The following is a 13,506-nucleotide window of genomic DNA, read 5'->3' on the forward strand; positions in this document are numbered from 1 at the left end:
TAACACGGTGGTTCCGTCGTCATCATGAAAGATCGCAGCCTGCCGGGGCGGGGTGTCCCCGCGATATTGGGGGTGGCGTAGCAGCTGCCGCAGGCTGCGATCCTTTGACCTTACCGGGCGGAGAACCTGAACACCGTGGTCTGGGCATAGGTCTTGCCCGGATCCAGCCGTGTGGACGGGAAGTTCGGCTGGTTCGGCGAGTCCGGATAATGCTGGGTTTCCAGAGTAAAGGCACCCCAATGCGGGTAAATCTTGCCGGCCTTGCCCTTGACCGTGCCGTCGAGGAAGTTGCTGGTGTAGAACTGCACGCCGGGTTCAGTGGTGTAGAGCTGCAGGCGACGTCCGGATTGCGGGTCGCTGACGTCGGCGGCGAGTTTACCCACGTCGCCCTTGGCATCCAGCACCCAGTTGAAGTCGAAACCGCCTTGTTTCGGCTCGGCGAATTTCAACTGCGGGTGATCGGCCTTGATGTGTTGACCAATGGCGGTCGGTTGGGTGAAGTCCATGGGCGTGCCGGCGACCGGGGCCAGTTCGCCGGTAGGGATCAGTTTGCCGGTGACTGGTGTGTAACGGGCGGCGTGCAAGGTCGCCAGCTGCTTCAGCACATCGCCGTTACCCGCGCCGGCCAGGTTGAAATAGCTGTGGTTGGTCAGGTTCAGCACCGTGGGTTTATCGGTGCTGGCCTTGTAGTCGATGCGCAGCTCATTGTTCTCGGTGAGGCTGTAGGTGACCTCGGTTTTCAGGTTGCCGGGGAAACCCATTTCACCGTCCGCCGACAGGTACGTCAGCGTCACGCCCACCGAATCCTTGCCCTTGCTCGGTTCGGCTTTCCACACCCGCTTGTCGAAACCTTGAGCCCCGCCGTGCAGCGAATTGCTGCCGTCGTTGAGCGGCACTTGAAAGCGCTTGCCATCCAGCTCGAAGGCGCCGTTGGCCAAGCGATTGCCGAAGCGGCCGATGGTCGCGCCGAAAAACGCCGTGCCACTTTGATAACCCTGCACGTCGTCGAAACCGAGCACCACATCGTCGAGCTTGCCGTTTTTATCCGGCACTTTCAGCGACTGGAGAATCCCGCCGTAAGTAATGACCGTGGCCTGCAGGCCATGGCTGTTGCGCAAAATGTATTGTTCGACGGGCGTGCCGTCATTGGTTTTGCCGAAGGCTTTCTGTTCGCTGGACAAGCCAGTGGCGTGAGCGGAGAGGGTGGCGATCATCAGGGACAGTCCGAGGCCGGAGAGCAGGTGTCGGGATTGAAGCATGGTTGACCTTCCTTTTTGTTGTTTTTAAGAAGTAGTCATACTAATGATCGTGTTTTTACGCGATCAAGGAAGGATTTATAGCTTATGCATCGAGTATTGCAATTATAAAGTATGACTAATTTGTGAGCGCTTTCGCGATGATTCGCGCTTACGGACCACCGGCACTGCACTTTTTCAGCTTTCACGGTTCTATCCTTGGCCAGCCCGCGGCGATCCCCACCGCCGGCCCATGCCCAAGTTCAAGAACCCATGGCTCGAGTTTTACCCCGTTTTACCCTGCACATTCGCCGTCATTGCTTGCTGCTGATTAGCCTGTCGATGCTCCTCGCCAGTGGTTGCAGCCATCAGCCGGGCAACGATGTCATCAGCCAGTTTCGCGATGGCAAACCCCAGGAATTCCTCCAGACCAGCGTCGACCGCATGGCGACCCTGACGATGCGCGACAACCTCGAAAGCCTCTACCTGCTGATGAACAAGCTCTACCTGCGCAACCCCCAGGAGCTGAAAAAATCCGGCTTCCTCGATGTCGGTACCGCCGAAAAACAAGTGCGCATGGCCATCGAACAGCAAGAGCCGCTGCCCACCCTCGGCGGCAAAAAAGACCTCGCTGCACTGAGCTACGCCATGAGCCCGGAGTTTCTCGGCGACCGGGTCGGCGCGTTCATCTATGCCATCGGTAGCATGCTGGTGACCGCCCACGGCAATCAGCTGGAGTTCTACATGACGGATGCGATCAACCCGACCTTCGTCAGCAATGCCGCGCGCAACATCGAGAAAGCCACCTGGATCTTGAGCCAGCGGCAAAACAAGCAGGGCGAGCCCTTGCTGTTCTCCAACGAAATCTCGGAGGAGGGCAGCAACCTGAGTTTTGCCGTGGAGTTCGGCAAGATCGTCGCGCGGCTGGACCTGCTGACCCAGATGCTCGACGAACGCTACCGGCGGATCGGCCTCAACTACGCCCAGAGTCTGCTGTTTTTGAATTTTTTGCCGGTACAGTGAGACGTCGGATAAAACGCATTCCCTGTGGGAGCGGGCTTGCTCGCGAAAGCGGTGTATCAGTCGACATTCGTGGTGACTGACACGACGCTTTCGCGAGCAAGCCCGCTCCCACAAGGGAATGCGGTTGAGGAGGAGAGCGCTGTTCCAGATCGGTGAATTGGCATAACGATAGACCGCATCGATATATGTGGTTATAAGAAAAATCGCTATGCTGCTGACCGGTTTGTTTCCTGCGAATTTCTGGGCGTATTCATGGATTTCGGTAGTTTCGGGTTGGTCGTGGCAGGTCTGGTGGTCGGCTTTATTGTCGGCATGACCGGGGTCGGGGGCGGTTCGTTGATGACGCCAATCCTGCTGTGGTTCGGCGTTAACCCGGCCACGGCGGTGGGCACGGATTTGCTGTACGCGGCCATTACCAAGTCCAGTGGTGTGCTGGTTCATCGCAAGAACAAGAACATCGACTGGGCGATCACCGGTTGGCTGACCCTCGGCAGTGTGCCGGCGGTAGCCCTGACGCTGTGGTTCCTGAGCACTTTGCAAACCTCGCCCGAGGCGATGAACGCCGTCATCAAACAGGCGCTGGGCTTCGTATTGTTCGCCACGGCGCTAGCGATTTTCTTCAAGAAACGCTTGCTCGATTTCGCTCACAAACGGGCGGGCGGCCACTACAACCCCAGCGGTTCCCGGTTGAATGCACTGACCGTGATCACCGGTCTGGTGCTAGGCACCATGGTGGCCCTGACTTCCATCGGCGCTGGCGCCCTGGGCACCGTCGCGCTGTTCATCCTGTATCCGCTGCTGCCCACCCGTCGCCTGGTAGGCACCGAAATCGCTCATGCGGTGCCCCTGACCCTGGTCGCCGGCCTCGGCCACGCGAGCATGGGCAACATGGATTGGCACGTGTTGGGCTTCCTGCTGGTCGGTTCGCTGCCTGGGATTTACCTGGGCAGCCATTTGACCGGGCGCATCTCCGACGAACTGCTGCGTCCGTGCCTGGCCACCATGCTGGTGCTGATCGGCTATAAACTGGCGTTCTGATCCGATACCGCTTCCCGAGTAAAAATCTCCAGCAGATGCCCGTCCGGGTCATCGAAATACACCCGCCGGCCACCGGCGTAATCGTTGATCTCGTTGGGCCGCTGCTTACCGGGGTCGGCCCACCACGGCTGCTTGAGCGCCTGCAGGCGAGCGAAGGCCGCATCGAAGTCGTCGTCGCCAATCAAGAACGCATAGTGCTGTGACGCGATGGGCGGGTCGTTGTTGTAGAAATCCAGCGACACCCCGTTATCGAACTTGACCACCAGCATCGGCCCGAACGGCTCGGGATCGGGTAGACCGAGCAGGTCGGTCAGGTAGCGTGCCGACACCTGTTTGTCACGGCACCAGACGATGGTGTGGTTCAACTGAGCGCTCATGGAGAAACCCTCGCGGTGAATCAGCTATGAGATTAGCTCAGGCTGTTGCGCAATGACCGCCCTGACCTAAGCTTGGGCAAGGCGAACACAATCGCGGTGCATCGCCCGGAACGATCACCGCGATGCGCAATCATTAGAGCGTGGATATCAAAAGGAGATGCGCATGCTCATCAGGTCTTTGACCCTGGCTACTCTGTTGGCTTTCGTCGGTCCTTCATTCGCCGCCGATGACGATTCCCCGCTGGTTAAAGACGTGGGCAGGGCCCGCCCCCTGATTGTCATCGCGCCCAGTTCGGTCGACCCCACCTGGGTCAACCTGAAAAAGTCGCTGGATGAATCTGCCAACCGCAAGGGCTTCACCGATCGAAACATGGTGCTGTACACCGTGATCAATACGATGGGCCAACGGGACGGCAAAGACCTCGACCCACAATCGACGATGGCGCTGATCCGCTCGCTCAAGCTGGGTGCCGGGGCGAAGAGCAAAGTCATCCTGATCGGCAAGGATGGCGAAAAGAAGCTTGAGCAATCGGAGGCGGTCGACCTGAAAGAGATTTTCAACACTGTCGACCAGCTGCCGACCGCCGAGAAAGAAGCGACGGTACCGACGCCCGCGCCGGTGGCTGAAGTTGCACCGGCCAAAGGCGCCAAAGGCAAACCGGCGAAACCCGCCAAGCCGCCTGAAATGCCGGATGATTGATTTTTCGCGGGTAAATCAAGAAACCTGAGCGACGAAAATCCTGTGGGAGCGTGGCTTGCCCGCGAAGAATGCACCGCGGTTTTTCAGGTGTTCCGCGTCATCGTTCTTCGCGGGCAAGCCACGCTCCCACAGGTTCTGCGCCTTGACCATTTTTCGTTTATCCCCCGAACGTTACCCTCGGCTATCTGATTAGCGCACTCAGAATCTCGTGAGCAATTTTGACTCGCTCCGGGTTCGGGTAGTTTTTGTTGGCCAGGATCACGATGCCGATGTCTTTGGCCGGGATAAAGGCGACGTAGGCACCAAAGCCGCCGGTTGAGCCGGTTTTGTTGATCAGCACATCGTCGCGTTGAGGTTGCGGCGGGGTCAGCCACTGGACTTCATGGGGCTCGAACGCCATCTGCGACGAGTTGCCGGCCAGTAATGTGTCGAGCGTGACGGGGTAGTTGTAGAACTCCCATCCCAACCCTTGAGTCATCTCACCCACCCGGTAATAACCGGTGTGAGTGCTGGCGATGGCTTGTTGCAAGGGCTTTTCCAGCGAAGCGGGATTCATGTTCGCCTCAACATAGCGAAGCAGGTCCGCGGCGCTGGTTTTCACGCCATACGCTTCGGAATCCAGCGCGCCCGGCTCGACCCGTACAGGTTTGTCGTCCTTGGCGTAACCCTGGGCGTAAAGCGCCATTTGATCCCGCGGCACCTTGAGGTAGCTGTGTTTCAGGCCGAGTTTCGGCAGCACGGTTTTTTCCATCAGCTCATCGAACGGCGTCCCCATGCTGTGGGCCGCCAGATAGCCGAACAGTCCGAGGCTGGGGTTTGAATACAGGCGATGAGTACCGGCGGCGTAGGTCGGTTTCCATTGCTTGAAATAGCCGAGCATCTTCTCCTGATGGTCTGCCTCGCTGGGGAATTGCAGGGGCAGGCCGCCGGCGGTGTAGGTGCCGAGTTGCAGCACGCTGATGTTGTCGAACGCGCTGCCACGCAAGGCCGGCAGCACCTGACTGGCGCTGTCCGACAAAGACAGTTTGCCGGTGGCCTGGGCGTAGGCGGCGAGGGTGGCGGTGAAGGTTTTGCTCACCGAACCGATTTCGAACAGGGTGTTTTCGGTGACGGCTTTGCCGTTCTCTTTCGACGCCACGCCGTAGTTAAAGTAATGCGGCTGGCCGTTGACGGTGATCGCGACCGCGACGCCGGGGATCTGCTGTTGCTGCATCACCGGTTCGACGGCGGCTTTCACGATGGTTTCGATGCGCTCGTCAGCAAAGCTGTGGCTGGCACCCAGGAGGAGTGAGAAAACGCTGTAGGACAAGAGTCTTTTTTGATTGTTTGTGGGCATGATTGAGTTACTTTCCATGATTTCAGGGGGTGTTAGCCGCTACACTCCGAGCGGTTTTTCAAGCCGGTCCACTATTGGGCGAGCTAAATCTAGGCAGTTTGGCGAAGACCGACAAACGACGATATTTCGGATGAGCCATTAGAAAATCTTGGGAGTGGGCATGATTCGACCTCATCTGCCGCTGAATGCGCTACGTGCTTTCGAGGCTTCGGCGCGCCATTTGAGCTTCACCCGGGCGGCAGTGGAGTTGTGCGTTACGCAGGCGGCGGTGAGTCATCAGGTCAAAAGCCTTGAGGCCCAGCTTAACGTGACCTTGTTCAAACGCCTGCCGCGCGGCCTGATGCTGACCAGCGAAGGTGAAACCCTGTTGCCGGTGTTGCGCGAATCCTTCGACCGGATCGCCGAAACCCTGGAACGTTTCGAGGGCGGGCATTTTCGCGAAGTGCTGACGGTAGGAGCCGTGGGGACTTTCGCGGTGGGTTGGCTGTTGCCGCGGTTGGCGGATTTCCAGGCGAAACATCCGTTCATAGATTTACGCCTGTCGACCAACAACAACCGGGTGGATGTGGCCGCTGAAGGCCTGGATTATGCCATCCGCTTTGGTGCGGGGGCGTGGCACGGGATTGAGGCGCTGCGGTTGATCGAGGCGCCGTTGTCGGTCCTTTGCGTGCCAGAGATCGCCCGGCAATTGCAGACGCCAGCCGATCTGTTGCAGCAAACCCTGTTGCGTTCCTATCGCACGGATGAGTGGCCGGAGTGGCTTCAGGCTGCAGGACTCTCAACCCATACAGCACTGTCCCGAAGCATCGTCTTCGACTCCTCGTTGGCGATGATGGAAGCGGCGTTGCAAGGTGCAGGCGTGGCCTTGGCGCCACCGTTGATGTTTGCCCGGCAACTGGCCGCCGATGTCATCCAGCAACCTTTCCCCATTGGGATCACTACGGGCAGCTATTGGCTGACTCGCTTGCAGTCGCGCCCTGAAACCTCAGCGATGGCGGCGTTCAAGGATTGGTTGCTGCAAGCTTCGCTTTAGTACAAAAACCTGTGGGAGCGGGCTTGCTCGCGAAGGGGCCATCACATTCAACATTGATGTTGACTGACACGCCGCCTTCGCGAGCAAGCCCGCTCCCACAGGGATTGCGGTGCTTTCAAAAGCCTAGCGCACCAGGCACGGCCGCTTGTTATCGAACTTCCATCCCGGAATCAGAAACTGCATCGCCACGCTGTCATCCCGTGCGCCCAATCCCATGCCTTTGTACAGCTCATGGGCCTTGGCCAGTTGGTCCACGTCCAGCTCAACCCCCAGGCCCGGTTTCTTCGGCACCTGCACGCAACCGTCGACGATTTGCAGCGGCGCCTTGGTCAGGCGCTGGCCGTCCTGCCAGATCCAGTGGGTGTCGATGGCGGTAATTTCGCCGGGTGCGGCGGCCGCGACGTGGGTGAACATGGCCAGGGAAATATCGAAGTGGTTGTTGGAATGCGAGCCCCAGGTCAGGCCCCACTCGTGACACATCTGCGCTACTCGCACCGAGCCCTGCATGGTCCAGAAGTGCGGGTCGGCCAACGGAATGTCCACTGACTGCAACTGGATCGCGTGGCCCATTTCCCGCCAGTCGGTGGCGATCATGTTGGTCGCGGTTTTCAGGCCCGTGGCCCGACGAAACTCAGCCATGACTTCACGGCCCGAGTAACCGTTTTCCGCCCCGCAGGGGTCTTCGGCATAAGCCAGAACGTGATGCTGATCCCGGCACAGGCGGATCGCTTCTTTCAGCGACCAGGCGCCATTCGGGTCGAGGGTAATGCGCGCATCGGGAAAGCGTTCGGCGAGTGCGGTGACCGCTTCGATTTCCTCGTCGCCGCGCAACACGCCGCCCTTGAGTTTGAAGTCCTTGAAGCCATAACGGGCGTGGGCGGCGACCGCCAGGCGTACCACGGCGTCGGCGCTCATGGCTTTTTCATGGCGCACGCGGAACCAGTCATTGTCGGCGTCCGGTTCATCGCGATAGGCCAGATCGGTTTCGTTGCGATCACCGACGTAAAACAGGTAGCCGAGCATCTTCACTTCGTCGCGCTGCTGGCCTTCGCCGAGCAGGGCGGCGACCGGTACATCCAGGTGCTGGCCGAGCAGGTCGAGCAGGGCCGCTTCCAGGCCAGTGACGGCATGAATGGTGATGCGCAGGTCGAAGGTCTGCAGGCCACGCCCGCCGGCATCGCGATCGGCGAAAGTCTGGCGCACCTGATTGAGGATCTTCTGGTAGGTGCCGATGGGGCTGCCGACCACCAGAGAGCGTGCATCTTCCAGGGTTTGGCGAATGCGCTCGCCACCGGGTACTTCGCCGACGCCGGTGTGACCGGCGTTGTCCTTGAGGATCACGATATTGCGGGTGAAGAACGGGCCATGGGCGCCGCTCAGATTGAGCAGCATGCCATCGTGGCCGGCCACCGGCACAACCTGCATGCTGGTGATGATCGGGGCTTTGGCGGCTTCTTGTGGGTTCATTTTTTTGTCCTTTAAACCAATGTTCAAGCGTGATTCGGCGCTGGTTTGCCCAGTGCAACGGCCGGTGCGGGTTTCGGTTTATTGCGCGCGGCGAAAACGATGATCGCGGCGATGATCGAAGTGGCGGCCAGACCGTACAGTCCACCCTGAATCGAACCGGTGTGCTCTTCCAGCAAACCGAAGGTGGTCGGCGCAACGAAGCCGCCGAGGTTGCCCACCGAGTTGATCAGCGCAATCACGCCAGCGGCGATCCGCGCATCCAGGTAGGCCTGGGGAATCGGCCAGAACAGCGACGAGGCGGACTTGAAGCCCAATGCGGCGAAGCAAATGGCGACGAAGGCGAAGATCGGCCCGCCGGTGGTGGACATGAACATCCCCGCCGCAGCGATCAGCAGGGCCGCGGCGACCCAGGCCTGCTGATGTTTCCACTTGGCCGACAGCGAAGCGAAGGCGTACATGCCGACGATCGACAGCAGCCACGGAATCGAGTTGAACAAGCCGACCTGAATGTCGCTCAGGTCGCCCATCTTCTTGATGATGCTCGGCAGCCAGAAAGTCGCGGCATAGATGGTCAATTGAATGAAGAAGTAGATCAGGCAGAACAGGATGATCTGGCGGTCCTTGAGCAGCGTGCCCAGTGACGGTTTGATCGGCGTCGCGGCTTCGCGGGCCAGTTGTTCGTCATCGATGGCTTTGACCAGCGCGTCCTGTTCAGCAAGGGTCAGCCATTTGGCGTCGTGGGGTTTGGAGTCCAGCCAGCACCAGACGAACACGCACAACCCGACCGAGAACATGCCCTCGATGAAGTACATCCACTGCCAACCGTGCATGCCCAAACCGTTGATTTGCAGCAGCAGCCCCGACAGCGGACCGGAGATCAGCGAAGCAATGGCCGAACCGCTGAGGAAGATCGCAATCGCTTTGCCACGCTCCACGCCGGGCAGCCAGCGAGTGAAGTAATAAATCACTCCGGGAAAGAACCCGGCTTCCGCCACGCCGAGCAGAAACCGCAGGATGTAGAAGTGGGTCTCGTTCTGGATGAACGCCATGCAAGCGGCCACCAGGCCCCAGGTCAGCATGATGCGGGTCAGCCAGATTCGTGCGCCGACTTTTTGCAGGAGGATGTTGGAGGGGACTTCGAACAGCGCGTAGCCGATGAAGAACAGACCGGCACCGAGACCGTAGGCGGCAGCGCCAATCCCTAAGTCATGTTCCATGTGGGCGCGGACGAAGCCGATGTTTACACGGTCGATGTAGTTGACGATGAACATGATCACGAACAGCGGCAGGACGTGGCGTTTCACTTTTGAGATGGCGGACTTCAGGACCGAATCGGCGCCATCGTTCATCCCGGGTATGGATGTATTCACTTCGTTTTCTCCCACTCGTTATTTTTATGCGGGGTATGGCTGGGTGTTGCGATGTTGATAGACATCATACAACTGGTTTTTTTCATCCGGCAAGCGCTGTAGTCCAATAAAATGGCTATTTATTTGAGAGTTACTATGCTTTTTTTAGTCGGGTGTGGGGGTGTGATGGCGGTTTATGGGTCAAATTGTTGAGTGTTGTCATACAAGTTGAGTGCTATTTCCTGAAGATTCCAGTCGATCCCGGTGCTACGATCCGGAGAGCCCCGCCTTATGGATAATCACCATGCAAGAAGACATCGACGCACCTGGCCGCAAGCGTGCCCACAACCTGGCCCATGATTTGGTGGCCAAGCTGACCCAGGGCATTTTGCTCGGCCAGATGTTGCCGGGGGACAAGCTGCCGTCGGAGAACTCGATTGTTCAGGAACACGGGGTCAGTCGTACGGTGGTGCGCGAGGCGATTTCGAAATTACAGGCTTCGGGGTTGGTGGAAACCCGCCACGGCATCGGCACCTTTGTCATCGAGCGGGCGCCGGAGCAGGGGTTGCGGCTGAATGTCGATACCGCGCTGGGCGTGCGCAGCATTCTGGAGTTGCGCATGGGCCTGGAAACCCAGGCCGCCGCGCTGGCAGCGGTGCGGCGCACCGATCAGCAATTGGCGCAGATGCGTGAAGCACTGGATGACTATCAAAGTTTGCTGGCCAACAACGACAGCTGCGTCGAGGCCGACAAACGTTTCCACCTGCTGATTGCCGAAGCCACCGGCAACGTGTGCTTCACCGAGATCATGCAGCACTTGGGCAATGCCATGATCCCCCGCACCCGCGTCAATGCCGCCGAGCGCGGTTCGGCGGACTTGAGCAAACTCGGGCAACTCGCCAACCTCGAACACGAGGCGATTCTCAACGCCATCAAACGCCAGGATCCGGATGCGGCGCGGGCGGCCATGTGGTTGCACCTGACCAACAGTCGCGACCGCTTTTCGGCGGGCGGCAGCTGATTCGCCAGTGACCTGTGGCAGCGGGCTTGCTCGCGAAGAGGCCGTGTCAGTTTGCGTGGATGTTGCCTGACGCACCGCCTTCGCGAGCAAGCCCGCTCCCACAGATTCGGCGTCGTGCCCTTGATGATTTTTAGCTCACACCCACATCGCGCATCAGCAATCCATAACGCAAATCCACCGCATCCGGAATCGGCAAATACACCGTGTGCCCATCCCCGGGTGCCACTTCAATTGCCTCGCCTTTGACGTTCTGCAACTGATGCAGATCGAAGTGGAAGTTGCCCTTGGGGGTCATCAGTTCCATGTGATCGCCCAGGCCGAAACGATTCTTCACCCGTACCTCGGCCAACCGATCCCGGCGTTCGCCGGTCAGTTCGCCCACGAATTGTTGACGCTCCGAGACCGAGCTGCCGTTCTGGTAGTTCTGGTATTCGTCATGCACATGCCGGCGCAGGAAACCTTCGGTGTAGCCGCGCTGGGCCAGGGACTCCAGGTCGGTCATCAAGCTGCGATCGAACACCCGGCCAGCCACCGCATCATCGATCGCGCGGCGGTAAACCTGGGTGGTGCGCGCGCAATAGAAGTGCGACTTGGTCCGCCCTTCGATCTTCAGTGAGTGCACGCCCATTTGCGTCAGGCGCTCGACGTGCTGGACCGCGCGCAGGTCCTTGGCGTTCATGATGTACGTGCCGTGTTCATCCTCGAAGGCCGGCATCAGTTCGCCGGGACGATTGGCTTCTTGCAACAGGAACACCTGATCGGTTGGCGCGCCGAGGCCCAGGGTCGGTTCTGGCTGGAACTGCTGAACGATCTCGCCGAGCTGATTTTCGCTGGCCGGTGTCGCCGAGTATTTCCAGCGACAGGCATTGGTGCAGCTGCCCTGATTGGCGTCGCGTTTGTTCATGTAGCCCGACAACAGGCAGCGCCCGGAATAGGCCATGCACAACGCGCCGTGCACAAACACTTCCAGCTCCATGGCCGGGACGTGCTGGCGGATCTCGGCGATTTCTTCCAGCGAAAGTTCACGGGACAGGATGATCCGGCTCAAGCCCTGTTGCTGCCAGAACTCGACACTGGCCCAGTTCACCGTGTTGGCCTGTACCGACAGGTGGATCGGCATCTGCGGGAAGTGCCGGCGCACCAGCATGATCAGGCCGGGGTCGGACATGATCAGCGCGTCCGGCGCCATGCCGATCACCGGTTCCAGATCCTTGAGGAAGGTTTTCAGTTTGGCGTTGTGCGGGGCGATGTTTACCACCACATAAAAGCGCTTGCCTTGAGCCTGTGCCTCGCTGATACCGAGCGCGAGGTTGGCGTGATCGAATTCGTTATTGCGCACCCGCAGGCTGTAGCGCGGCTGGCCGGCGTACACCGCGTCGGCGCCGTAGGCGAAGGCATAACGCATGTTTTTCAGGGTGCCGGCAGGGGCGAGCAGTTCCGGGGGTATGAGTGTCATGGCGCGGGTCATGGCAGTGTCGATCGCAAAAGCCGGCAAGGGTAAACGGCCTGCCTGCGGGGTTTATTGATCTGGATCTATGCTTGATCAACAAACAGATGGCACTCGCGTCAACCGTGGCGGACTAAGCATCAGGACGCCAATTTGTGGGCGTACTGATATGGATCGGACATGAACGAAACCAAGCTCCAGAACACCTCGCTGATGGTCTTGCTGGCCATAGTGACCATTGCCTTCGTCTGGATTCTGTTGCCGTTCTATGGCGCTGTATTCTGGGCGGTCATCCTCGCCATTCTGTTTGCGCCCCTGCAGCATCAACTGCACTTGCAGTACGGTTGGCCGCGCAACCTGACGGCCCTGTGCACCTTGAGTGTCTGTGTGTTGATCGCGATTCTGCCGGTGATCATCATCAGTACCTTGCTGGTTCAGGAAGGCGCGGCGCTTTACGGCAGAATCGAAAGCGGCGAACTGGACATTGCCGCGCATGTGTCGCAGTTCAAGCACAGCCTGCCGCCGTACATCCAGTATTTGCTCGATCGATTCGGCATGGGGGAGTTGAGCGGTCTTCGGGAGAAAATCATCAAGAGCATGATGCAAGGCAGCCAGTTTCTCGCGACCCAGGCGTTCAGTTTTGGTCAGGGTACGTTCGAATTCGTGGTGGGCTTTTTCGTCATGTTGTATTTGCTGTTTTTCTTTCTGCGCGATGGTTCTGAATTGGCGCGCAAAGTCCGCGCATCCATACCGTTGGAAGACAACCAGAAGCGCCGCCTGCAGCTGAAGTTCAATCGCGTGGTGCGAGCCACGGTGAAGGGCAACCTGTTGGTGGCGATCACGCAAGGGGCATTGGGCGGGTTGATTTTCTGGTTTCTGGATATTCCGAGCGCGTTACTGTGGGCGGTGTTGATGGCGTTCCTGTCGCTGTTGCCGGCAGTGGGGGCGGGTATTGTCTGGGTGCCGGTGGCGGGGTATTTCCTGCTTAGCGGGGCGATCTGGCAGGGCACGGTGCTCGCGTTGTTCGGAGTATTCGTGATCGGCCTGGTAGACAACGTCCTGCGCCCGATCCTGGTAGGCAAGGACACCAAAATGCCCGATTACTTGATCCTCATCTCGACCCTGGGCGGCCTGGCGATTTTTGGCCTGAACGGTTTTGTCATCGGGCCGTTGATCGCCGCGTTGTTCATGTCGAGCTGGGCGATTTTCGTCGATACCAAACCGCGGGTTCAGTTGCCCTAAGCGCTGAGTTGGCCCGAGCCAATACGTTGCGACAGGGCCTGGGCGTCGGGAAGCGAAGTGAGCGGACCGCTGATCGGTTCGCCGTCCTGCACCAGATACCAACAGGCGAGCAATCCCAGTGCTCTGAGCGGTGCGGGAACGGCGCTGCCGATAACGGACATAATCTGAACCTGAGCCATAAGTGCCTCCATCAATCTATGGGGCTACCTTACGGATCGGACGCTTGGACGGACAATCA

The 13,506-nt window shown here is 59.2% G+C and carries 14 protein-coding genes; 6 read left to right on the top strand and 8 right to left on the bottom strand.

The genetic code is table 11. From position 1 onward, the window contains the following. Positions 1–110: 110 nt before the first annotated feature. Positions 111–1,259: an aldose epimerase family protein gene (locus PSH64_RS09855; protein ID WP_105344140.1), complete on the bottom strand. Its 1,149-nt coding sequence runs from the start codon at positions 1,257–1,259 to the stop codon at positions 111–113. 249 nt (positions 1,260–1,508) lie between these two features. On the opposite strand from PSH64_RS09855, the gene PSH64_RS09860 reads away from it, so the two are divergent. Then, positions 1,509–2,258 carry a hypothetical protein gene (locus PSH64_RS09860; protein ID WP_305480564.1) on the top strand — a complete coding sequence of 250 codons (750 nt, stop codon included), beginning with the start codon at positions 1,509–1,511 and terminating at the stop codon, positions 2,256–2,258. A 252-nt stretch (positions 2,259–2,510) separates the two neighbouring features. Then, entirely contained in the window at positions 2,511–3,296 is a 786-nt protein-coding gene (locus tag PSH64_RS09870) for a sulfite exporter TauE/SafE family protein (protein ID WP_105344136.1), read from the top strand. Here PSH64_RS09870 and PSH64_RS09875 read toward each other — a convergent pair. Further along, a complete protein-coding gene (locus PSH64_RS09875) occupies positions 3,278–3,673 on the bottom strand; it encodes a VOC family protein (RefSeq protein WP_105344134.1) in 396 nt (131 codons plus the stop codon). The genes PSH64_RS09870 and PSH64_RS09875 overlap by 19 nt on opposite strands. A gap of 163 nt (positions 3,674–3,836) precedes the next feature. Here PSH64_RS09875 and PSH64_RS09880 point away from each other — a divergent pair, with 163 nt between their 5' ends. Further along, positions 3,837–4,373, top strand: coding sequence for a DUF4174 domain-containing protein (locus PSH64_RS09880; protein ID WP_105344132.1), 537 nt, complete (start codon positions 3,837–3,839; stop codon positions 4,371–4,373). Between the two features lie 15 nt (positions 4,374–4,388). On the opposite strand, the gene PSH64_RS09885 is transcribed toward PSH64_RS09880, so the two are convergent. Beyond that, positions 4,389–4,523 carry a hypothetical protein gene (locus PSH64_RS09885; protein ID WP_305480565.1) on the bottom strand — a complete coding sequence of 45 codons (135 nt, stop codon included), beginning with the start codon at positions 4,521–4,523 and terminating at the stop codon, positions 4,389–4,391. A 31-nt stretch (positions 4,524–4,554) separates the two neighbouring features. Beyond that, positions 4,555–5,709, bottom strand: coding sequence for a class C beta-lactamase (gene ampC / locus PSH64_RS09890; protein WP_305480566.1), 1,155 nt, complete (start codon positions 5,707–5,709; stop codon positions 4,555–4,557). 160 nt (positions 5,710–5,869) lie between these two features. On the opposite strand from ampC, the gene PSH64_RS09895 reads away from it, so the two are divergent. Beyond that, positions 5,870–6,742, top strand: a complete 873-nt coding sequence (locus PSH64_RS09895) for a LysR family transcriptional regulator (RefSeq protein WP_305480567.1) — start codon at positions 5,870–5,872, stop codon at positions 6,740–6,742. A gap of 123 nt (positions 6,743–6,865) precedes the next feature. Here the strand turns inward: PSH64_RS09895 and gudD are convergent, their stop codons facing one another. Both gudD and PSH64_RS09905 read right to left on the bottom strand, forming a co-directional pair. Next, on the bottom strand, positions 6,866–8,209 hold the full coding sequence (gene gudD, locus PSH64_RS09900) for a glucarate dehydratase (RefSeq protein WP_305480568.1): 1,344 nt from the start codon (positions 8,207–8,209) through the stop codon (positions 6,866–6,868). A 23-nt stretch (positions 8,210–8,232) separates the two neighbouring features. After that, the gene (locus PSH64_RS09905; protein ID WP_105344124.1) at positions 8,233–9,579 is read right to left on the bottom strand and encodes an MFS transporter; all 1,347 of its coding nucleotides are present in this window, start codon (positions 9,577–9,579) and stop codon (positions 8,233–8,235) included. A gap of 283 nt (positions 9,580–9,862) precedes the next feature. Here PSH64_RS09905 and PSH64_RS09910 point away from each other — a divergent pair, with 283 nt between their 5' ends. Beyond that, entirely contained in the window at positions 9,863–10,579 is a 717-nt protein-coding gene (locus PSH64_RS09910) for a FadR/GntR family transcriptional regulator (RefSeq protein ID WP_305480569.1), read from the top strand. Positions 10,580–10,709: 130 nt separating this feature from the next. Here PSH64_RS09910 and yegQ read toward each other — a convergent pair whose 3' ends face one another. Next, positions 10,710–12,035, bottom strand: a complete 1,326-nt coding sequence (gene yegQ / locus PSH64_RS09915) for a tRNA 5-hydroxyuridine modification protein YegQ (protein ID WP_305480570.1) — start codon at positions 12,033–12,035, stop codon at positions 10,710–10,712. Between the two features lie 171 nt (positions 12,036–12,206). Between yegQ and PSH64_RS09920 the strand changes: the two genes are divergently transcribed. Continuing rightward, the gene (locus PSH64_RS09920) at positions 12,207–13,268 is read left to right on the top strand and encodes an AI-2E family transporter (protein ID WP_105344119.1); all 1,062 of its coding nucleotides are present in this window, start codon (positions 12,207–12,209) and stop codon (positions 13,266–13,268) included. Here the strand turns inward: PSH64_RS09920 and PSH64_RS09925 are convergent. After that, positions 13,265–13,447 (bottom strand): hypothetical protein, encoded by a 183-nt coding sequence (locus PSH64_RS09925; protein WP_007940423.1) that lies wholly within the window; start codon positions 13,445–13,447, stop codon positions 13,265–13,267. The two genes, PSH64_RS09920 and PSH64_RS09925, sit on opposite strands and share 4 nt — an antisense overlap. Between the last annotated feature and the right edge of the window lie 59 nt (positions 13,448–13,506).

Source organism: Pseudomonas sp. FP1742, assembly GCF_030687145.1.
In the GTDB taxonomy this organism is placed as follows: domain Bacteria; phylum Pseudomonadota; class Gammaproteobacteria; order Pseudomonadales; family Pseudomonadaceae; genus Aquipseudomonas; species Aquipseudomonas frederiksbergensis_D.

What these genes read in the sequence shown, in the direction of transcription:
- PSH64_RS09855 (WP_105344140.1), bottom strand. Translation starts at nt 1,259, where the DNA reads ATGCTTCAATCCCGACACCTGCTCTCCGGCCTCGGACTGTCCCTGATG.
- PSH64_RS09860 (WP_305480564.1), top strand. Translation starts at nt 1,509, where the DNA reads ATGGCTCGAGTTTTACCCCGTTTTACCCTGCACATTCGCCGTCATTGC.
- PSH64_RS09870 (WP_105344136.1), top strand. Translation starts at nt 2,511, where the DNA reads ATGGATTTCGGTAGTTTCGGGTTGGTCGTGGCAGGTCTGGTGGTCGGC.
- PSH64_RS09875 (WP_105344134.1), bottom strand. Translation starts at nt 3,673, where the DNA reads ATGAGCGCTCAGTTGAACCACACCATCGTCTGGTGCCGTGACAAACAG.
- PSH64_RS09880 (WP_105344132.1), top strand. Translation starts at nt 3,837, where the DNA reads ATGCTCATCAGGTCTTTGACCCTGGCTACTCTGTTGGCTTTCGTCGGT.
- PSH64_RS09885 (WP_305480565.1), bottom strand. Translation starts at nt 4,523, where the DNA reads ATGGTCAAGGCGCAGAACCTGTGGGAGCGTGGCTTGCCCGCGAAGAAC.
- ampC (WP_305480566.1), bottom strand. Translation starts at nt 5,709, where the DNA reads ATGCCCACAAACAATCAAAAAAGACTCTTGTCCTACAGCGTTTTCTCA.
- PSH64_RS09895 (WP_305480567.1), top strand. Translation starts at nt 5,870, where the DNA reads ATGATTCGACCTCATCTGCCGCTGAATGCGCTACGTGCTTTCGAGGCT.
- gudD (WP_305480568.1), bottom strand. Translation starts at nt 8,209, where the DNA reads ATGAACCCACAAGAAGCCGCCAAAGCCCCGATCATCACCAGCATGCAG.
- PSH64_RS09910 (WP_305480569.1), top strand. Translation starts at nt 9,863, where the DNA reads ATGCAAGAAGACATCGACGCACCTGGCCGCAAGCGTGCCCACAACCTG.
- yegQ (WP_305480570.1), bottom strand. Translation starts at nt 12,035, where the DNA reads ATGACACTCATACCCCCGGAACTGCTCGCCCCTGCCGGCACCCTGAAA.
- PSH64_RS09920 (WP_105344119.1), top strand. Translation starts at nt 12,207, where the DNA reads ATGAACGAAACCAAGCTCCAGAACACCTCGCTGATGGTCTTGCTGGCC.
- PSH64_RS09925 (WP_007940423.1), bottom strand. Translation starts at nt 13,447, where the DNA reads ATGGCTCAGGTTCAGATTATGTCCGTTATCGGCAGCGCCGTTCCCGCA.